21 protein-coding genes are annotated in these 20,010 nt (G+C 58.1%); 12 read left to right on the top strand and 9 right to left on the bottom strand.

Features of this window, described 5'->3' with window-relative positions:
• Positions 1 to 221: 221 nt before the first annotated feature.
• Positions 222 to 482, bottom strand: coding sequence for a hypothetical protein (locus AC0B60_RS05505; protein ID WP_465084672.1), 261 nt, complete (start codon positions 480 to 482; stop codon positions 222 to 224).
• Complete coding sequence (locus AC0B60_RS05500) at positions 482 to 886, bottom strand: GNAT family N-acetyltransferase (RefSeq protein WP_465084670.1); 405 nt, start codon at positions 884 to 886, stop codon at positions 482 to 484. Before AC0B60_RS05500 ends, AC0B60_RS05505 begins: the two co-directional genes overlap by 1 nt.
• Before the next feature lie 228 nt (positions 887 to 1,114).
• On the opposite strand from AC0B60_RS05500, the gene AC0B60_RS05495 reads away from it, so the two are divergent.
• From AC0B60_RS05495 to AC0B60_RS05475, 5 genes are all read left to right on the top strand, one after another.
• Complete coding sequence (locus AC0B60_RS05495; RefSeq protein ID WP_465084707.1) at positions 1,115 to 1,318, top strand: site-specific integrase; 204 nt, start codon at positions 1,115 to 1,117, stop codon at positions 1,316 to 1,318.
• 286 nt (positions 1,319 to 1,604) lie between these two features.
• On the top strand, positions 1,605 to 2,375 hold the full coding sequence (gene cobS, locus AC0B60_RS05490) for an adenosylcobinamide-GDP ribazoletransferase (protein ID WP_465084668.1): 771 nt from the start codon (positions 1,605 to 1,607) through the stop codon (positions 2,373 to 2,375).
• Positions 2,376 to 2,438: 63 nt separating this feature from the next.
• The gene (locus AC0B60_RS05485; RefSeq protein WP_465084667.1) at positions 2,439 to 3,953 is read left to right on the top strand and encodes a DNA-3-methyladenine glycosylase 2 family protein; all 1,515 of its coding nucleotides are present in this window, start codon (positions 2,439 to 2,441) and stop codon (positions 3,951 to 3,953) included.
• A complete protein-coding gene (locus AC0B60_RS05480) occupies positions 3,950 to 4,471 on the top strand; it encodes a methylated-DNA--[protein]-cysteine S-methyltransferase (protein ID WP_465084666.1) in 522 nt (173 codons plus the stop codon). The genes AC0B60_RS05485 and AC0B60_RS05480 overlap by 4 nt, the downstream gene beginning before the upstream one ends.
• An 84-nt stretch (positions 4,472 to 4,555) precedes the next feature.
• Positions 4,556 to 5,869, top strand: coding sequence for an MFS transporter (locus AC0B60_RS05475; RefSeq protein ID WP_465084664.1), 1,314 nt, complete (start codon positions 4,556 to 4,558; stop codon positions 5,867 to 5,869).
• 5 nt (positions 5,870 to 5,874) lie between these two features.
• Here AC0B60_RS05475 and cbiB read toward each other — a convergent pair whose 3' ends face one another.
• Positions 5,875 to 6,807, bottom strand: coding sequence for an adenosylcobinamide-phosphate synthase CbiB (gene cbiB / locus AC0B60_RS05470; protein ID WP_465084705.1), 933 nt, complete (start codon positions 6,805 to 6,807; stop codon positions 5,875 to 5,877).
• 161 nt (positions 6,808 to 6,968) lie between these two features.
• Here cbiB and cobT point away from each other — a divergent pair, with 161 nt between their 5' ends.
• The gene (cobT, locus tag AC0B60_RS05465; RefSeq protein WP_465084663.1) at positions 6,969 to 8,027 is read left to right on the top strand and encodes a nicotinate-nucleotide--dimethylbenzimidazole phosphoribosyltransferase; all 1,059 of its coding nucleotides are present in this window, start codon (positions 6,969 to 6,971) and stop codon (positions 8,025 to 8,027) included.
• A 7-nt stretch (positions 8,028 to 8,034) separates the two neighbouring features.
• On the top strand, positions 8,035 to 8,649 hold the full coding sequence (locus tag AC0B60_RS05460) for a histidine phosphatase family protein (protein ID WP_465084661.1): 615 nt from the start codon (positions 8,035 to 8,037) through the stop codon (positions 8,647 to 8,649).
• Here AC0B60_RS05460 and cobU read toward each other — a convergent pair whose 3' ends face one another.
• On the bottom strand, positions 8,650 to 9,165 hold the full coding sequence (cobU, locus tag AC0B60_RS05455; protein WP_465084704.1) for a bifunctional adenosylcobinamide kinase/adenosylcobinamide-phosphate guanylyltransferase: 516 nt from the start codon (positions 9,163 to 9,165) through the stop codon (positions 8,650 to 8,652).
• Between the two features lie 131 nt (positions 9,166 to 9,296).
• Between cobU and AC0B60_RS05450 the strand changes: the two genes are divergently transcribed.
• Both AC0B60_RS05450 and AC0B60_RS05445 read left to right on the top strand, forming a co-directional pair.
• Entirely contained in the window at positions 9,297 to 11,171 is a 1,875-nt protein-coding gene (locus AC0B60_RS05450; RefSeq protein WP_465084660.1) for a putative nucleotidyltransferase substrate binding domain-containing protein, read from the top strand.
• Positions 11,164 to 11,901 (top strand): 3'-5' exonuclease, encoded by a 738-nt coding sequence (locus AC0B60_RS05445; protein ID WP_465084658.1) that lies wholly within the window; start codon positions 11,164 to 11,166, stop codon positions 11,899 to 11,901. The genes AC0B60_RS05450 and AC0B60_RS05445 overlap by 8 nt, the downstream gene beginning before the upstream one ends.
• Before the next feature lie 9 nt (positions 11,902 to 11,910).
• Here AC0B60_RS05445 and msrB read toward each other — a convergent pair whose 3' ends face one another.
• The 4 genes from msrB to AC0B60_RS05425 all read right to left on the bottom strand — a co-directional run bounded on the left by msrB (position 11,911) and on the right by AC0B60_RS05425 (position 15,777).
• The gene (gene msrB, locus AC0B60_RS05440; RefSeq protein ID WP_465084657.1) at positions 11,911 to 13,131 is read right to left on the bottom strand and encodes a peptide-methionine (R)-S-oxide reductase MsrB; all 1,221 of its coding nucleotides are present in this window, start codon (positions 13,129 to 13,131) and stop codon (positions 11,911 to 11,913) included.
• 114 nt (positions 13,132 to 13,245) lie between these two features.
• A complete protein-coding gene (locus tag AC0B60_RS05435) occupies positions 13,246 to 14,727 on the bottom strand; it encodes a sensor histidine kinase (RefSeq protein ID WP_465084655.1) in 1,482 nt (493 codons plus the stop codon).
• 3 nt (positions 14,728 to 14,730) lie between these two features.
• On the bottom strand, positions 14,731 to 15,441 hold the full coding sequence (locus AC0B60_RS05430; RefSeq protein WP_465084653.1) for a winged helix-turn-helix domain-containing protein: 711 nt from the start codon (positions 15,439 to 15,441) through the stop codon (positions 14,731 to 14,733).
• Between the two features lie 36 nt (positions 15,442 to 15,477).
• Positions 15,478 to 15,777 carry a hypothetical protein gene (locus AC0B60_RS05425; protein WP_465084651.1) on the bottom strand — a complete coding sequence of 100 codons (300 nt, stop codon included), beginning with the start codon at positions 15,775 to 15,777 and terminating at the stop codon, positions 15,478 to 15,480.
• Between the two features lie 197 nt (positions 15,778 to 15,974).
• Here AC0B60_RS05425 and AC0B60_RS05420 point away from each other — a divergent pair, with 197 nt between their 5' ends.
• The 3 genes from AC0B60_RS05420 (at position 15,975) to AC0B60_RS05410 (ending at position 18,522) form a co-directional block, all read left to right on the top strand.
• The gene (locus tag AC0B60_RS05420) at positions 15,975 to 16,559 is read left to right on the top strand and encodes a QsdR family transcriptional regulator (protein WP_465084650.1); all 585 of its coding nucleotides are present in this window, start codon (positions 15,975 to 15,977) and stop codon (positions 16,557 to 16,559) included.
• Between the two features lie 93 nt (positions 16,560 to 16,652).
• On the top strand, positions 16,653 to 17,819 hold the full coding sequence (locus AC0B60_RS05415; protein ID WP_465084649.1) for an acyl-CoA dehydrogenase: 1,167 nt from the start codon (positions 16,653 to 16,655) through the stop codon (positions 17,817 to 17,819).
• A 124-nt stretch (positions 17,820 to 17,943) separates the two neighbouring features.
• Complete coding sequence (locus tag AC0B60_RS05410) at positions 17,944 to 18,522, top strand: hypothetical protein (protein WP_465084648.1); 579 nt, start codon at positions 17,944 to 17,946, stop codon at positions 18,520 to 18,522.
• A 71-nt stretch (positions 18,523 to 18,593) separates the two neighbouring features.
• Here the strand turns inward: AC0B60_RS05410 and AC0B60_RS05405 are convergent, their stop codons facing one another.
• Positions 18,594 to 19,976, bottom strand: a complete 1,383-nt coding sequence (locus AC0B60_RS05405) for a sodium-dependent transporter (RefSeq protein ID WP_465084646.1) — start codon at positions 19,974 to 19,976, stop codon at positions 18,594 to 18,596.
• Between the last annotated feature and the right edge of the window lie 34 nt (positions 19,977 to 20,010).

Raw genomic sequence — 20,010 nt, 5'->3', positions numbered from 1 at the left:
GGCGTTCTGGTCGGGGTTGTAGGGCTTGAAGCGGGGCTTGGCTTTGGGCATCTGACGACTCCTTGTCCGTTTGCCTGATCCTAGCAAAACCGGGGCACGATTCGGAGTTTTTCTACAGCCTCAACGCCGAAGCACAGCGGCGACCTTGGAGTGGCGACGAAGGAGCCACGTAAAGGGCGTCCGGCGGCCACAGGCCGCGAATTGATGCCTTGTTATGTGTTTCAGACACGATAGACAATTTTATGCACCGTCGCCTGCACTTGATCTAGCTTTTGGAGCTGCTGCTCCGTGAGTTGAAGCCCATACTCGTTGCTCACTGAATTTAGATGCTCAAGAAGGTACGCCCATCCATCCGTAAGCCCATTTAAACCAGACATACCTTCTGCAATAGAGGCGCTGGCGCCATTCTGCCCGGAAGCTGCCAACTCCTTTTTTATTGCATCAATCGCATCAAAAAGCTCTGTGTTAGATCGCAACTCCATTATCTCCGCCTACACATAACGCCGCCAACACGGGCCGAGCGTTGCTTGAACCAGCCCTGGCTCTCATAGAACCCGGCGTTACCCTCGGTGGCCACCAACATTGTGGTAATAAATGAACTTAGCTCTGACTCCAGATCCTTTAATATACGCTTCCCTATTCCGAAGCCCTGGTACTTTGGGAGTACAACAAGATCAACCACCCAACCGTAAAAGGCGCCATCATCAACCGTCCGGCCAAACCCCACAAGCTCGTTTTCAATGTACGCAAACCGATAGAAGCTGCTTTGGGTAAATCCGTGTTCAAGGCTATCCGGCGACCGGCTCCCCCAGCCTACCTCCTCGAATATCTCTGACACACGATGCCAGCGAACGCTATCTAGTGTTTTTCGGTATTCAACGTCCATATGCTTCCATCATCCGCTAACATTTGTATATGAGTCGCCACGACCACTTTCCCGGCGACCGATATCCCAAATTAGAAATCCCTAAAAATTAGGAAGAAACCCTTACCAAGTCAACAAGTTCCATCTACTTTCCCTGGCTTTTCCTAAATAAAAATGATCGCAAAGACTCGTATGCCATTTTCACGCCTATTTCCAACTCAATGATTTAGCAGTTAAAAATCATATCTCATCGCACCCCTCCGAAATCATGGTCGCCATGATCATTTTTCTGGTTTCCGCGCATTTATACGTGCCAGGCATCTCGCCTACCGAACGGAGAAAACTTACTGCTTGTGGGTACGCGAATTTATTCGCTTTCACGATAAACGTCACCCTGAGTCCATGGGGCCGACGGAAGTGAACCAATGGCTGAGCCATCTAGCGAACAACTGAAACGTGGCGGTAAATACCCAGAAAACGGCCCTGAACGCGCTGGTGTTTATGTATCATCAGTTTCTGGATAAGGAGTTGGGCGAACTGCAATTCACCAAAACGTCCAGGGGTCGAAAACTGCCTACCGTTTTCACACATGATGAAGCGATATCCGGGTTGGCAACCATGAACGCGGCATCAGCAGCCCTCTGGATACCCCTACAGGATTCGGCCTTTGACGGGCATGGGTACAGATAATGCTAAACTGCTCGCGAAACCACACAATCGCCAGAGACAGGGCAATTAATTGAGCCAACTAAAACCTCTCGTTTCCAGGGAATGGCAGGCCTTCTGGCTGGCCATCGGGTTCCTGACACGCATTCCCATGCTGGTGCGTATCGACTATTCCCCCCGCCTGATGAATCAGTGCAGTGTCTATTTCCCTCTGGTGGGGCTGGTGCTCGGCGTCATTTATGCGGGGCTGTACATGGCTGTTGTGCAGCTTTGGAGCCCGCTGATCAGTCTTATCCTTATTCTGGGTTTTCATCTGTGGATTACCGGCGCTTTCCACGAAGACGGGTTGGCCGACAGTATCGATGCGCTGGGCGGCGGGTATTCCCTGGAGGACAGGTTGCGGATCATGAAGGACAGCCGCATCGGCACCTACGGCACCGTAGCTCTGGTGGTCGCATTGGTGCTGAAACTTGCGCTGCTGGCTGAAGCACAACCGGTGTGGTTGGCGCTGATCCTGGCTCCGATGGTGTCGCGCCTGGCACCACTGATGATCATGGGCTTCCTGCCGTATGTGACCGACCCGGACAAGAGCAAAAGCAAGCCGGTGGCCGAAGATTTTTCGCGTTCACGACTGGCGATTGCCACCGCGTTCACCGCGATTGTCTTTCTGGCCCTCATCCCGTTTAAACCTGAACTCCTGCTGTGGCTGATCTTCGCCACGCTGGGTACGGCCATTGTCTGGGGCGGGTATCTGCGTCGGCAACTGGGTGGCTATACCGGCGACACCCTTGGGGCCAGTGTGGTGTTTGCGGAACTGGTCCTGCTGCTTGGGCTTGCGATGTAAAGGCTCAACGATCAGTTCCGAATCCGGCGAGTTTTTCCGGGTTTCGCTGGTACACTTTCGGTTATGGACACATTAACGGATGACCTTTGTTACCAGGCACTGAAAACCCGGGATGCCCGATTCGACGGTCGCTTCTACACCGCCGTGTTGACCACCGGGATTTTCTGCCGCCCCATTTGCCCGGCGGTGACGCCCAAGCGGGGGAACGTGCGTTTTTACCCGTCGGCAGAAACAGCCATGGCCAACGGCTTTCGACCCTGCCTACGGTGCCGGCCGGAAGCGGCACCCGGTAGCCCGGCTGCGGCTGGGGTTCACACCACCGTGGCCCGGGCGGTGCGGCTGGTAGACGAAGGCGCCCTGGATAACGGCTCCGTGGCGAGCCTGGCCGAACGGCTGGGCATTACCGACCGCTACCTGCGCCAACTCTACAAACGCCACACCGGAGCCACCCCACAACAACACGCCCAGGCCCGGCGTCTATTGCGGGCCCGGCAGTTGATTGTCGACAGCAATCTGAGTATGACCGAGATCGCAGATATTGCCGGTTTCAGCAGTCTGCGCCGCTTCAATCACACTTTGAAGGATGCCTACGGTAATGCACCGACAGCGTTCCGCAGGGGCCTAAAACCATCACTCAACACCTCACAACGCGGTGCAGTCGACCCTTTTTTGCCGGCACAAGACGACCTTGTTCTGTTCCTGCGAGCCCGCCCACCCTTTGACAGTGAGCAACTGCTGACTTTCTTTCGGGCAAGGGCCATTCCGGGCCTGGAGTCGGTAGGCGCGCACCACTACGCACGATCGCTTTATATTGCGGGGCAACCGGGGCTGGTCATCTGTCGCCCAAGCGACAATCCCCCGGGTGTGCAGGTGATCCTTCGTGGGCCGGCGCGGCAGTCCATTCTGGAGGTGGGTGCAAGGATACGCCGTTTGCTCGATCTGGATGCAGATCTGCCCGGAATCGGCGAACACCTGGCGCGTGATCCACTATTGGAACCACTGATCGCACAGTATTCCGGCCTTCGCGTTCCCGGCAGCTGGGACCGGTTTGAGTTTTCTGTAAGGGCCATTCTCGGGCAGCAGGTGTCCGTCGCTGCAGCGCGAACCCTGGCTGGACGGCTGGTGGCCGTTTATGGCGAAGTCCTTCCCGACGATCTTGCCACTGGCACGGGGATTACCCATAGCTTCCCGGAGCCGACGGCACTCGCCGGCCAGCCATTGAGTAAACTGGGCATGCCTGGCGGCCGGGCGGATACCCTGGAGCGGATCACCGCCCGGTTTGCTGAACCTGGTTTTGCCGAGCTGGAGGGCAACGCCCTGCTGGCGCAATTGGCGCCCATGCGGGGTATTGGCCCCTGGACACTCCATTACCTGGCCCTGCGCGGCCTGGGAGACCCGGACGCGTTTCCCGCCAGCGATCTGGGCATACTCAAGGCTTCAGCCCACCTGGGCGGCCCGCACGATGCCAAAGCCCTGACTCGCCACGCGGAGCGTTGGCGCCCATGGCGGGCTTATGCAGCGCAATACCTGTGGACATCACTGAACACCCATCCACCCCGGCAGGAGACAACGCCATGACAACTCGAATCCATGTCAGCCGATTTCCCAGTCCCGTTGGCCCCCTGAGCCTGGCCACGGTGGATAACCAACTGGTCCACCTGGACTTCGACGACAATGAAGAACGTATGCAGTCGCTGCAGAACCGCCGGTTCCGTCAGCCGGAGTGGCGCGAGCAACCCGGTTCCGCCCCTACGTCGGTGCTCGAATGGCTCGAAGCCTACTTCGCCGGGAAAGCGGGACCTCTGCCGTGGAGCGACATCCGCTTGACCGGTACCGAGTTCCAACAGCAGGTCTGGCAGGGACTGACTGGGATTCCAGCGGGTGAGCACCGTTCCTACAGCGCACTGGCAGGCACACTGGGCAACCCAAAGGCAGTACGCGCCGTGGCTCGTGCCAACGCCCTCAACCCCATTGCCATTCTGATTCCCTGCCACCGGGTGATCGGGGCCAATGGCACGTTGACTGGCTATGCCGGCGGCCTGGAACGCAAGGCGTGGTTACTGGACCACGAATCGCGAAACCTGAAGAGGGTTTAACCCCACGGGGCTGTGCATTTGTGGCGATAATGGCGACAATCACCGCACGGATATACCTTGCAAGGATCAGGAGCCCAGCCCCACATGTCATCGCAATCGCCTGTCGCCCACCCACAGGGCAAGCCGGAAGACAAACGCGCGCTCTGGTCCTGGGCGCTTTACGACTGGGCCAATAGCGCGTTCTTCACCATCATCCTGACCTTTGTCTTTGCCCAATACTTCAGCGTCTCGGTGATACAGGACGAAGTAAAGGGCACGGAAGCCTGGGGCAACATCGTTGGCATTGCCGGCGTGTTTATCGCGATCCTGGCGCCGATACTGGGCGCCATTGCGGATCAGTCTGGCCGTCGCAAACCCTGGTTTATCAGCTTCACCCTGCTTTGTGTGGTCTCCTGCGCCATGCTGTGGACGGTCACGCCGGAACAGAACCAGTTCTGGAACGCTGCCCTGTGGGTGGGCCTGGGTACACTTGGCGCCGAATTCGCGTTCATTTTCTACAATTCCATGCTGCCGGATCTCGCAAGCCCGGCGCGAACCGGGCGCTGGTCAGGCTGGGCCTGGGGGCTGGGTTACACCGGGGGCGTGCTGAGCCTTATCGTTGCGCTGTATGGCTTTATCGAAGCCGATGCCAACCTGTTCAACCTTAATCGGGACAATGCAGAACATGTGCGTGCCACTTTCGTTCTGGTGGCGGTGTGGTACCTGGTGTTCGCCCTGCCGGCCTTTATCTTTGTGCCTGACCGCCCATCCACCGGCCTGGGACTCGCCGCAGCCACTCGCGCCGGGTTCCGGCAACTGAAGGAATCCATCGCCCACGTTCGCCAGTACAAGGACATCGTGCGCTTCCTGATCGCCCGTATGCTCTACACCGATGGCCTGGCCACCATCTTCACCTTTGGCGGGGTGTACGCGGCGGGTACGTTCAACATGGGGTCCACGGAAGTGCTGCAATTCGCCATCGCCCTCAACGTCACCGCTGGTCTGGGCGCGCTGGGCTTCGCCTGGGTGGATGATGCCCTGGGCGGGCGCAATACCATTCTGTTGTCACTGGTGGGGCTGGGCTGCAGTGCACTGGCGATCCTGGTGGTGGATGGCGCCACGGCATTCTGGGTATGGGGCATGATCCTGGGCATCTTCGTGGGGCCATTGCAGTCCGCCAGCCGCTCCCACCTGGCCCGCATTGCGCCGCCTCACCTGCAAACCCAGATGTTCGGCCTGTTCGCGTTCTCTGGCAAAGCCACCGCGTTTGCCGGCCCGTTGCTGGTGGGTTGGGTCACGGCCGTCACCGACAGCCAGCGCTGGGGCATGAGCACCATTCTGGTGTTCCTGGTGATTGGCTTCCTGTTGATGTTAACGATACCCGCCAGCGAAACACGGGAACCGGAAGCAACCGGCTAACACCTTCAGGCAGCGGCGCTGGTTGTCCACCCGACAATAGCGACTGCGACCAGCAGTCCGAGCCACAACCACACGCCACGATGGACCAAGCGAATGGCCCCGTCGATAGTGGCCGCCGATGCCGGTTCACCGTCACCAAGGGTCGGCCTTTTCTTGATGCCTGAGGCGTAGGGCGCGGGGCCACCGAGTACAACACCCAACGCCCCGGCCCCCGCGGCCATCACTGGGCCGGCATTGGGGCTGTCCCAGGCCGGCGCCTGTGTCCGCCAGCAGTAGAGGGCGCCACGAACATCGCCAAGCAGGCCATAGGTCAGCGCCGTGAGGCGAGCGGGTATCCAGTTCAACACGTCGTCCAGCCTCGCCGCCGCCCGGCCGAAATACCGGTAGCGATCATTGCGGTACCCCCACATGGCGTCCAGGGTATTCACCAGCCGGTGAAGCAGCACACCCGGAACGCCGGCCACAAGGAACCAGAACAGGCTGGCGAACACGGCATCAGCTCCGTTTTCCAGCATGGACTCGGTCGCGGCTATCGCAATGCCATTGTCATCAAGCGCCGCTGCATCACGACTGACGATACGGCCGACCTGTGTCCGGGCATTCTCAAGGTCGCCCTCATGCAACGCGTCGGACACTGCCCGGCCATGCTCCGTCAGGCCACGAATGGACAGGGCGAAATACAACACCACAACCTGAACCAGCAAGTATTCCCAGTTCCCCAACCACCCGTGCAACCACTCGGCTACCGCCAGTACGGGAATCACCGCGATTAACAGAGCCAGAAACCCGAGAAAGATCGATCGCGCCTTCCGGCCAGGTAGCCGATTCAACCTCTGCTCCAGGAATGCCGACACATACCCAAACCCAACAAGTGGGTGCCACCGACGCGGCTCACCCAGCCAGCGGTCCAATACAACGGCGATAAAACAAACTATCACAGCGAAAACGAAGGCGTTCAAATCAGCAATATCTCTTCAAGCTGGCAGTGGGTTGTCGTGATCGAAAGGAAGTCTAACCGAGTGACTGCTATCCTTGACACTTTTTCAGGCTGGGCAAACCATCCCCGGCTCCCGACACTTTGCGACCTCAGGATCCAACCATGCTGCTGCCTTCCTGCTGGACACAGCCGTTGCCAACATCAGACACTCAATTTTCCCAGGGGGCGCAACAACGCCAACAGGTGCTTACCAAGCCCCGGGGGTCGTTGGGGCAGTTGGAAGACATAGCGATAAAACTGGCAGGCCTTCAGCGCACTAAACAACCGCAGGCCGATCCTATCCGTATTGCGGTTTTCGCGGCAGACCACGGCGTCTGTGCCGAAGGCGTATCCGCTTTCCCCCAGGAAGTCACTGCCCAGATGATTGCCAACTTTGCCAGCGGTGGCGCCGCTATCAGCGTGTTGGCTCGGGAGCTGGGAGCCTCGCTGGAAGTGGTGAATCTAGGAACTGTCGGCAAGGTTCCGCCACTGACCGAGGTACGGGATGAACAGATTGCGCCGGGCACCGCCAACCTGGCCACAACCGACGCGATGACACCAGACCAGTTTGAACAAGCGCTGGCCAGCGGTGACAGGGCTGCAGCCCGCGCTGCGGATGACGGATGCCGACTGTTTATTGGTGGCGATATGGGCATCGGCAATACCACCAGTGCCACCGCCGTTGCCTGCGCATTGCTGGAGCAAAGTCCAGAAAACCTGGCCGGACCGGGCACGGGGCTGGACGCCGCTGGCGTGTCCCGGAAATGTGAGGTTATCGACCGCGCGTTGGCCAGGCATGGCAACAACCGAGCCCCCCTGGCGGTGTTGGCCTCCCTCGGCGGATTCGAGATTGCTGCGCTGGCGAGTGCCATTATGGGCAGCGCAGCACGCGGCATTCCCGTGCTGGTGGATGGGTTTATCGTTTCTGTTGCCGCCCTGGTGGCGGTTCGCCAACAACCACAACTCCGGCACTGGCTGCTGTTCGCCCATCGTTCGGCGGAACCGGGGCACCAGGCCGTGCTGGGCGCACTGGATGCCAGGCCGTTGCTGGATCTTGGCATGCGCCTGGGTGAGGGCAGCGGCGCGGCGGTGGCGGTTCCGCTGCTTCGCAGTGCCTGTGCCCTGCACAACCAGATGGCCAGCTTCGCTGACGCCGGCGTAACCGACAGGAACGAGGGCTGAAACAGGGATGGCCAATAACCAGAACACCACGACGTTTTTCGACCTGATCCGCCATGGCGAATCTGCCGGCGGGCCCATGTTCCGGGGCAGCAAGGACGATCCACTGAGCGACACCGGCTGGCAGCAAATGAACGCTGCCGTTAGAGAAGGCGATCCGTGGGATGTGATCATCACCTCCCCACTGCTGCGCTGTCGCGCTTTCGCGGAACAGGTGGCAGAGCAACGTCAGATTCCATTGCATCAGGAGCCACGGCTGCGAGAGATTGCGTTCGGTGACTGGGAGGGCAGAACCTCCGAAAGCATCATGGCGGATACGCCCGAGGCGCTGACCCGCTTCTGGAGCGACCCGGTTCGTTACCCTCCGCCCGGGGGCGAGGCAATAACCGAGTTCCGGCAGAGAGTTAGCAACGCCTGGCAGCACTGGCAAACGCAGGCAGCGGGAAAGCGGGTACTGGTGGTGTGCCATGGTGGCGTGATTCGCATGCTTCTGGCAGAGGTGATGGGTATTCCCACCGAACGTTCTTTTTCCGCGTTAACGGTTCCCTATGCCTGCCGTAGCCGTATCCGCGTAGACGAGTCGGAGCATGGCCGGCTCAGTTGCCTGCAAACACACGGCGGATAATCAACCTTTCAACGCTTGCGGCAGCCCCGCCACACTCATCAATACTCGCTCACAGCAGCCGGCAAGATCCTGATTGAGCCAACCCAGCTCATCGCAAAAACGGCGGGTAAGCGGGTCCATGCCGATGGTGCCCAGGCCCACTTCATTACTGACAATCACAATTTGGCCCGGGTAATTTTCCAATGCCCTCAGGAAGGCGGCGCGCTCATGGGCAAACACCTCGTCACTGGCAAACAACAGGTTGCTCACCCACAAGCTCATACAATCCACCAGCAGCAACGGTGGCCGTGGCTCCTTGCCGTAGCCATCCAGCACAGAGGCCAGCTTCAAGGGCTCCTCTGCCAACCCCCATTCCGACGGGCGATTCTGCTGGTGCCGGGCCACCCGCCGGGTCATTTCTTCATCGTCAGCAGTTGCCGTTGCAACATAGACCACCGGCGAACCGGCGTCGCTGGCAATGCGCTCAGCCAGCGCGGTTTTACCGGACCGAATACCCCCAAGAACCAGTGTGTGAATTGCAGACAAAACCCATCCTCCCGTATGTGAACCACCGCCATCTTGCCCAACATGATGGCCGTAAAACAGCGCCACTGCTATATTGCGTGGTAAATTCTACAGGCGTAACCGGTGCGAAAAGGAAGCGAGCAATGCAGGCAGAGCTGATCGAGATACGCAACCACCTGGCCCAGCATGCCCCGTTTGACGAGATGCCGGAGAATGTCCTGGACCGCATCGTCTCCGGCATCGAAATCGCCTATTTCCGCGCTGGCACGGACATCCTCACATTAGGGGAACGGAATACATACCTGCATTATGTTCGCAGCGGCGCTGTCGAGATCTATCGACGCACCGGCGAGCTATACAACCGCATCACTGAAGGTGAAATTTTCGGTCAGTTCGGCCTGCTGACGAACAAAACGGTGCGGTTTCCGGCCAAGACCATTGAAGACTCCCTGATCTACCTGATTCCCGACGAGATATTTCAGCATCTCTGGGAGAGCGATGATAATTTCACCGATTTTGTCGAGACCGAGGACCATTCGCGACTGCGTTCGGCGCTTTCCCGACGGGAGAAATCAAATCAACCGATGACCGCACGGGTGACCCGGCTGATTTCCCGCGAGCCCGTGATGGCCCCCAACACTGTGCGCCTTCAGGAGGCCGCCCGAATTATGACGGAGCGGGGCGTATCGGCCCTCTTGCTGATGGACGAGAGCGGTGAACAGCCCCGGCTCTCTGGCATTATCACCGATCGCGATCTGCGCACCCGAGCTCTTTGCGAGGCGTTGCCGTCGGAAACACCCATCAGCGATATTATGACCGAAGAGCTGATCACCACCGGTGTCAACGCCTTCATTTTCGAAGCCATGCTGACCATGTTGCACAACAACGTGCATCACCTTCCGGTGATGGAAGGTGACACTGTGCGGGGCGTGATTGCGCTGTCGGACATCGTCAAACACGAGTCCCAGAGCAGTCTTTACCTGGTCAGCAACATCTATCATCAGCAGGATGTGAAAGGCCTGAAACGCCTGAGCAAGGAAGTACCCAACACTTTCGTACGCATGGTTCGCGAAGATGCCAATTCCCATATGATTGGCAGCGCCATGGCCGGAATCGGCCGCACGTTCAGCCAGCGCCTACTGGAACTGGCGGAAGAAAAACTGGGACCACCCCCCGTGCCTTACTGTTTTATGGCACTCGGCTCCATGGCCCGGGACGAGCAGCTTGTCGTCACCGATCAGGACAACGCTATGGTGCTGGACGACAGCTTCGATCCGGTTCAGCACGACGACTATTTCCTCGCCCTGGCCAAGTTTGTCAGTGATGGCCTGGCCGAGTGCGGCTACACGTACTGCACTGGCGATATCATGGCCACCAATCAGAAGTGGCGGCAACCGTTGCGAGTCTGGAGAGAATACTTCGCCGACTGGATCGATAACCCCAAGGCGGAAGCTCTGCTGAACAGCAATATCTTCTTCGATCTGGACGGCATCCACGGCCGCACCGAGTTCACCGAAGAGCTGAAGGCTTTCATCGCTCAGAAAGCCAGTAACAGTCAACGATTCCTCGCAATGATGGCCCGCAACGCGCTCAACCGTACACCACCGCTTGGTTTTTTCCGCACCTTTGTCATGGAGGAAAGCGGCAAGCAGGCCAAAACCTTCAACCTCAAGCGTCGAGGCACGGCCCCCATGTCGGACCTGATCCGCATACATGCCCTGGCCTGTGGCTCGCCGGCGCAGAATACGTTCAATCGCCTCAAAGCCATAGGGCAGACCAAGCTCATCCCGGAGGACGGGGTTGATAACCTGAGGGACGCCTTCGAATTCATCGCCATTGTGCGAATTCGCCATCAGGCCCTCGCCATCGAAGCCGGTCGTGAGCCTGACAACAACGTGCGGCCCGAGGATCTGTCTCCGTTTGAGCGCAGCCACCTCAAAGACGCCTTTCAGGTAGTCAGCCAGGCCCAGAAATTCCTGAAGTTTCGCTACAACGCTCAGGTTGCACGGAATGTCTGATGATCTGCAATCAACGACCAGTGAAAGCCCTATCAACACTTTGCCATGGCCCGAACAGTATCGGAAACTGGCAACGAGCGCGAAAGACCCGCGCCTGAAGGCTTTTTACCAGGCCGGGTGCGTAGCGCCGGATACGCCCGTCAGTGAAGTACCCTTTGTGGCGGTGGATTTCGAAACCACCGGTCTGGATCCTGACAGCCATTCTATCGTCAGCATCGGCGTGGTGCCCTTTACCCTTGGCCGCGTGCAACTGGGTGGTTCACGACACTGGCTGGTGAAACCGCAACTACCGCTGCACCAGACCTCAGTCACAATACATGGCATAACCCATACCGATATCGACAAGGCCCCTGATCTGGCCGACGTACTGGACGAGATTCTGGAAAGCCTCGCCGGTCGGGTGCCGGTGGTGCACTACCGCAATATCGAACGTCCGTTCCTGAACGTAGCGCTGAAATGGAGAATCGCCGAGGAAATACGCTTTCCGGTGATGGACACGATGGCCATTGAGGCCTACCTGCACCCCAACCGGAAACTCACGTGGTGGCAAAAGCTGAGGGGCAAGCAACCAGTCTCAATTCGGCTGGCAGACAGCCGGCTGCGGTACGGGCTGCCACACTACCCACCGCACAATGCTTTGGTGGACGCGCTGGCCAGCGCGGAGTTGCTGATGGCGCAAATCCAGCACCACTTTTCGCCAGAGACCCCCATCCAGGATCTCTGGCTGTAACGCGTTTCTTTAGTTGGACGCCGTACGGCTGGCTTCTTTCACTTCACTGATCAGCTCGCCGTAACCTTCCTTTTCCATGTTGTCCAACGGGATAAACCGGAGCGCGGCGGAGTTCATGCAGTAACGCAGCCCCGTTGGCGCCGGGCCGTCGTTGAACACATGCCCGAGGTGGGAATCCGCATATCGGCTGCGGATCTCCGTGCGGGTCATGAAGAAGGTGTTGTCCTCTTTCTCCACTACCATGTCCGGGCTGATCGGTTTGGTAAAGCTCGGCCAACCAGTGTTGGATTTGTACTTGTCACGGGAGGAGAACAGCGGCTCGCCGGAAACAACGTCGACATAGATACCCGCCCGTTTCTCATCATAATACTCGTTTTGATAGGCAGGCTCGGTGCCATCCTCCTGAGTGATTTCGTACTGATCCTCCGTCAACCGCGCCTGAAGCGTTTTGTCGTCAGGCTTGGTGAACGTGTCTGGATTGAATGCCTCAACCCGGCTGAGGTTCATGCCGGCATTGCCACCGGACGCTTTGTTGACAGTGGCCTGCGCGGAACCACCGTTGTTCTCGGGACGATACTCGGCATAATCCACTTTCTCATCCTCGCCCCAGACCTTCTCGATAAACTGGTAGCGGCCGGAGTTGAAGGTGTAGAACTGGTACCGCACCGGGTTCTTCTTGTAGTAGTCCTGATGGTATTCCTCCGCGTCGTAGAACGCTTCGAAAGCCACCACTTCAATCTTGACCGGATGATCATAGCGGCCAGACTCTTCCAGCGCCTTTATCGAGGCTTCGGCTGCGCGCTTCTGTGCTTCGTTGTGGTAGAAAATCGCCGGCCGGTACTGTTTGCCCCGGTCCACATACTGGCCCTTCACGTCGGTTGGGTTGGCAGTCCGCCACAGCGCCTGGAGCAGGCCTTCGTAGGTAATCGTATCCGGGTCGTAGTACACCTGGACCGCCTCGGTATGGCCGGTGCGGCCACCGGCAACCTGTTTATAGTTCGGGTTTTTCTCATCGCCGCCACTGTAGCCGGACACCGCTTCAACAACTCCCGGCACTTTTTCCTCGTAGGCCGCTTCCACACACCAGAAGCAGCCACCGGCGAAGGTAGCAACCGCCAGATCAGGGTCATCCGGGGCGTATTGTGATTCCGTCCCTTTGGAGGCGCCAACCTGGAAACCGGTCAAAGCGATCGCTGCCGCGACGGACGTCAGTAACAGATACCGTTTCATAACTCTAACCTCTTGCCTTTTGGATACTGTGACCAGTTTGCACGGGATTCATCACGTCACTTTCTCCAGTTTATTACGTTTGTATAACGCCGGAGAGATCATTTCGGATGCAAATCACTCATTTGATGGGCGAACCGGTAGCCGTATGCAAAAGGAAGCGCCGCCGGAACTCAGGTTCTCAACGCTGATGTCGCCGGCCTGAAGCATCATGATCCTGCGGGCAATGGCAAGCCCCAGGCCCGCATGGCCGTCCCCGCCCGAGGAATCGCCACGGTAGAATGGATCAAAGATATGAGGCAGGTCCTGCTCGGGTATACCCGGGCCACTGTCCCGCACACACACCTCCGGCTGGCCATCCGTCTGCCCGAACGCCACTTCAATCCTGCCACCGGCAGGGCTGTACGCAATCGCATTGCCAATCAGGTTGTCCAGAACCCGCTCGGTCATGGCCACGTCTGCATAAGCCAGGGGTTGGTCGGGATTGCCCTCCACCACCAGTTCCAGTTGCTGGTTCCCGGCTTCCTGGCCATGCTTCTGGACCACATCATGCACCAGCTCTGCCAGGGGAAAAGGTTCTGGTACCGGCTGCTTTTCTCGGGCTTCGAGGGCCGCAAGTTCGAACAGCTCGTCCACCAGGCGGCTCAGCCGTCTACCCTCCTTGAGGGCGATACTGAGAAAGCGATCCTGCTCTTCCGCCGTCAGGCGATCACGCCGGAGCTTCAGGCTTTCAATGTAGCCCTGCATAGAGGCCAGGGGGGTGCGCAGGTCGTGGGACACCTGCGCCACAAGTTGGCGGCGCTGGGCGTCTTTCTCTGTCAGCTGTTCAATCTGGCCGGCGATCCGGCTGGCCATATCATCAAAGGTCGCCCCCAGATAATCGATTTCGTCACGGACCACGGGCCGCCTCTCGCGCCACGTGTTGACCGGTTGGCGACTCATGTCACTGTTCTCGAAATCCTCCACCAGTCGGGTCAACAAAGTCAGCCGACGGGTCAGCAACCGGAACACCGCCAGCCCGGCAATCATCACCACCGCCAGGCTAACCAACAGCGCCCAGGCACTCAGCTCCACCAATTGACCACCACGGGCCATGGTTTCCGCAGCGTCGTACTCCTCTCCGCGCAACACCACATAGAGATACCCCTCCGGATTATCCATCGACGGCACCGGCGTTACGGAAAAGACTTTCTGCCTGTCATGGCTGCGTGGGTCGTCACCCAGTACCGGGTAGCGGTCCATATCGTTCATCAAACGGCGGATGGGCTCGAGCGAGACCTGCTTGCGCTTGATTTTCGCCGGGTCTGCGGAATAAGAGAGGATGGTGCCGTCCAGATCCAGCAGATAGATTTCAATGCTGGGATTGATGGTCATGTACAACGCAAAGAGTTCTTTCAGGGCGCCGCGGTCCAGTTCTCCTTCGCTGACCAGATTCCTGTCTGCCACCAGATCTTTCGCCAGATCCCGGTGCAGCTCCTGATTGACAGATGCGTTGTACTCCCGCAGGGAGTAAAGGCTGAAAAAGGTGTACAACAACCCGACAGCAAGCAATAGCAGGAGCAGCCCCAACGCAAGCCGAGTGTAGAGTGTTTTCAGCATGGATCAGTCCCGGAAGCGATAGCCCACACCCCAGACGGTTTCAATGAACTCAGGCCGCGCCGGATCCTGTTCGATCTTTCCTCGCAGGCGATTGATGTGGGTGTTTACGGTGTGTTCATAGCCTTCGTGGTTGTATCCCCAGACCTTGTCCAGCAGCTGAACACGGCTGAACACACGTCCCGGGTGGCTGGCAAAGTGCCAGAGCAGGTCGAACTCCCGGGCCGTCAATTCCACTTCCTGTTCCCATACGAACACACGGCGCCGTGCTGGATCGATACGCAAGCCTTCAGTGTCCAGCTCACCCGACTCTTCAGGCCCCGACGTTTCACCCGACGAATGCGACATGGCGTCCACCCGCCGGAACAGGGCTTTCACCCGCGCCGACAGTTCGGCCACGCTGAAAGGTTTGGTGAGGTAATCGTCTGCCCCCATCTCCAACCCCAGTACGCGATCCAGCTCCGTGCTTTTCGCCGTCAGCATGAGCACCGGCACATACCCCGGGCCGGAGCGGATCTCCCGACACACCGAGAGACCGTCCATACCGGGCAACATCAGGTCGAGCACAACCAAGTCTATGTCGCCTTCACGAAAACGTTCCAACCCGGTATCACCCCGATCACACAGGACCGGGTTCATGCCCAGATCGGCCACGTGCATTCGCACGAGTTCTCCAATACCGGGGCTGTCTTCCACAATCAGTACGTTTCGGGTCATAGGTTCCTGGCTCTGATGCCGTTGGATGGCCACCGGTTAGTTCGTGGCATTCGCCTTGCCCATACCGTCGTCCTCCATGTCGTCGTGCATGGCCTCGTCGTCTTTCATCCCCATTCCGTCATCTTTCATGTCCATGTGGTCGTCGGACATGCCGTCCTTCTTCATATCGTGGCCCATGGAATCGGACATGCCATCTTTTTTCATGTCTTTGTGTTCCATTGATCCTTTCATATCATCCTTCATCATGCCATCTTCGGACGCCATGTCATCTGCCTGAGTTGCGCTTGCCATCAAGCCGAACAGGGCCATTGCTGCAATTGTCGTAAGCTTGTTCATCGTGATATCTCCCCAAGAATGTGTGCCTGCCTGGGCGGCAGGTTCGAGATCTATCCTGGATCAGCGTCATCACGGGTTCATCACGGGGTGTTAAAGAGTGTATCGCGGAAAGTTCACGAATCTGTCACGGATGGCCTGAATGGCAGTCGTTTTGCTTTGCCGTTAGACTGTTACCAGACGATTGGAAAGGGGTTCCAGTGACAACAGACGTAATCACAACAAGGGCGACACCTGCAGACGTTATTATGCGCGCGCGCCGGCTATGGCTCAAAGGCCAACGGATTCACCTCGCCTTGTTGTCAGAAGAGCTCAATATCGGCCGAGCCACTCTCTTTCGTTGGGTCGGTAACAAAGACCTGCTAATGGGTGAGGTCCTGTGGTCCCTGTATGACTCGCTTCGCCAGGACGCGATTGATCACACCTCCGGCCATGGTGTGGATTATGTGGTAGGTGTGTTTCGTTACATCAATTCGGTACTGCTACACTCCGAACCCTTGCGGCGTTTCGTCCACGATGACCCCGAATACGCCCTTAAGATCCTGACATCATCCCAGTCAACTCTCCACAGCCGGACTGTTGAGGCCAATACGCAAATATTGAAGGAACAGGTTGCCGCTGGTTTTATCCAGCCGCCAATGAACCTGGAAAGCCTGTCTTACTTTATGGTGCGCCTGGCCGAGTCTTGCCTGTACGCCGATATTATTGGCGGGCGCGAGCCCCGGGATGAAGAACTGGAAGATGCCTGCACGGCGGTGAGGATTTTGCTTGGCGGAAAAGCTTGAAGTATTGAATGAACTCTGCCCACCATATTGAATCAACTGACACATGGTCGAGACGATGAATTCCAATCGACCAAGCCGAATCCGGAGAACCCCATGAGCTCTGCGCCCTGGAACGATTTGTTGAATTTTGACGGCCAACTGGAAGAATCTGAGCGACAGGTCCGTGACAGCATTCGTGCCTTCTGTGACAAGCGCCTGATGCCCGGCATCACCGAGGCCAACCGTCACGAGCGTTTCGACCGAAGTATTTTCAGCGATATGGGTGAGCTGGGCATGCTCGGCGCAACCCTGCCGGAAGAGTATGGCGGTCCCGGACTCAGCCACGTGTGTTACGGACTGATCGCCCGTGAAGTGGAGCGGGTGGACTCAGCTTACCGCTCAGCGCTGAGCGTTCAGTCCTCCCTGGTGATGCATCCGATTTTTTCCTACGGCAAGGAACCACTGAAACAGAGGATTCTGCCTAAACTGGCCTCCGGCGAGATGGTAGGCTGCTTTGGCCTGACCGAACCCAATCATGGCTCGGATCCAGGCAGTATGGAAACCCGTGCAAAAAAGGTAGACGGAGGGTACCTGCTCAGTGGCGCCAAAACCTGGATCACCAACGCCCCGATCGCAGATGTGTGTGTGGTCTGGGGCAAGCTGGACGGCATGGTGACAGGCTTTGTCATTGAACGCGGCGCCAAAGGGCTGGACACGCCGAAAATCGAAGGCAAGTTTTCCCTGCGCGCCTCCGAGACCGGCTCCATTTTTATGGATGACGTCTTTGTTCCAGAGGAAAACAAACTTGAAGTGGAAGGCCTGAAAGGTCCGTTCAGTTGCCTCAACAAGGCCCGCTTCGGCATCAGTTGGGGCTCCCTGGGAGCCGCCGAATTCTGCTGGCACGCCGCCCGCCAGTACACCCTGGATCGCAAGCAGTTCGGCAAACCCCTGGCCGCCAACCAACTGGTACAGAAAAAACTGGTAGATATGCAGACGGAAATCACCCTCGGCCTGCTTGGCGCCCTGCAACTGGGCCGCATGATGGACCAGGGCGCTGCCACACCAGATGCAGTGTCGCTGCTGAAGCGTAACAATTGCGGCAAGGCCCTTGATATCGCCCGGGTTGCGCGCGACATGCATGGGGGCAACGGCATTTCCGACGAATACCATGTAATTCGCCACGTAATGAACCTCGAATCGGTGAACACATACGAGGGCACCCACGATATCCACGCGCTCATTCTCGGCCGAGGCCAGACGGGCCTCCAGGCTTTCAGTTAAGTCCGGACGATAGCCATGATTCTGAACGTTCATTCCGGGCTGTTGCAGGCGATTTAGCAGAGAGCTACCTTAAGGGAATCCCAAGCAATGGAACCGGGATTCCCGATCACAAGGAGACGTTCTCATGAACCGATTCAACCCCGTTTTTCTTACCCTGCTTTTACTGCTCTCCCTTGCACCTATTGCGGCTCAGGCCGAAACCCTGACCGACCAGACCATCCGTTCGTTCATCAGCAGCCTGGAAACCCTTCAGGGCATGGAAAACGAATTCGATGAGATGACGGAGGAGTTCTCGGCCAAGAGGAATGAGGGCGATGCCAAAATGCCGGACATGTCGCGAATACTTTCATCGTCTATCGAACGGATGAAAGGCCACGACATGTACAACCAGTTGGAAGACGTGGTGGAACAACACGGTTTCGCAAATCCCGACGCGTGGGCAAAGACTGGCGACCGCATTTTTCACGCATGGAGCGCTCTTGAAATGGGCGAACAATCTGACACCATGAATCAGGAAATGGCCAAAGCCATGGAGGAAATCAATAACAATCCGCACATGAGCGAAGCCCAGAAACAGCAGATGCGAAACATGATGGGCGGCGCCATGTCCGCCATGGAGACGGCAAGCAATGCACCGGAAGCGGACAAGCGTGCCGTCCGGCCGCATCTGAACGAGTTGCGCGCTGTGACCAACTCAGACTAATAGGCGTTAAATGGCCTGTCACAAAACCCGGCCGCGTGTGGGCCGGGTTTCTTTCAATCCCCTGACGGCCTTTACGACATCAGGTTGTAAATAAACACGATAGCAACCGCCACCGGTGTCACGAAGCGAACCAGATTGTACCAAAGCGCGAAACTGCCTCCGGCCAGGGCCAGATTGCTCTGAAGCGACTCTTTCGCCACACACCAGCCGACAAACAGGGCCGTCAGAAGACCGGACAGCGGCAACATCACGTTGGCGGTAAAGAAGTCGAGCAGGTCGAAGATGGTGTTGCCCTCGAAACGCTCGAACATGCCCAAGGGGGCAAAACCGGACCACTCGTTCAGTGACAGGATGGACGCAATACCCAGTAGCCAGCAGGCAACCCCTACCACCACCGCGCTTCCCACACGGCCAACGATCAGTTTGTCTTCCAGCCACTCAACCACCGGCTCCAACAGCGAAATAGCGGAGGTCCAGGCGGCGAACAACAGCAGTACAAAGAACAGAGCGCCAAAAATGCTGCCCATCGGCATCTGGCCAAAGGCCAAAGGCAGGGTCTGGAAAATCAGGCCGGGGCCGGCCCCAGCTTCCAGGCCATTGGCAAACACCACCGGGAAAATGGCCAGGCCCGCCATCAGCGCCACCACGGTATCCATGATCGACACGGTCACCGCGGTCCGCCCGACCGACACGTCGTCACCCAGGTAGGAACCGTAGGCCATCATGATGGCCATACCCAGGCTCAGGGTGAAGAACGCATGGCCCAGAGCCACCAACACGCCATCCATGGTCAGGGCACCAAAATCCGGCGTAAACAGGAAGGACACCGCCTCCCCGAAGTGGCCGGTGGTGGTGGCATAACCCACCGCAACCAGCAGCAACACAAACAGCGCCGGCATCAGGATGGTCACGGCACGCTCAAGGCCGGATTTAAGCCCACGGGCCACCACGAAAATCACCAATGCCATAAAGATCGTGTGCCAAATCAGCAGAGTGACCGGGCTGGCCAGAAGGCCACCGAACAGCTCGCCGATGGCGTCCGCACTCTGGCCGGTAAAGTCGCCCATGGCCGCGTGGCCGACGTAGGACGCCGCCCAGCCCCCGATCACCGAATAGAACGACAGGATAATGAACGCTGCCAGCACACCCACAATGGCAGAAATTCGCCACACTGGTGACACCAGGTTGCGCTCGGCCACCAGGCGGAAACTGGTGATCGGATTATGTCGGCCACTGCGGCCGATATACACTTCCGCCATCATGATGGGAATACCAACGATGGCGATGCACAACAGGTATACCAGTACGAAGGCGCCACCACCATTTTCGCCGGTGACGTAGGGAAATTTCCAGATATTGCCCAGCCCGACGGCCGAACCGGTCGCGGCCAGGATAAAGGCCATCCGGGAGGACCATAACCCGCGATGGGCCGGGGTCGATTTGGAACCAGTCATTGTTTCATCCTGTGCTTTTGGCTGATGAATCGAT

Source organism: Marinobacter sp. V34 (assembly GCF_055524115.1).
This window is presented reverse-complemented; position numbering and strand designations above follow the sequence as displayed.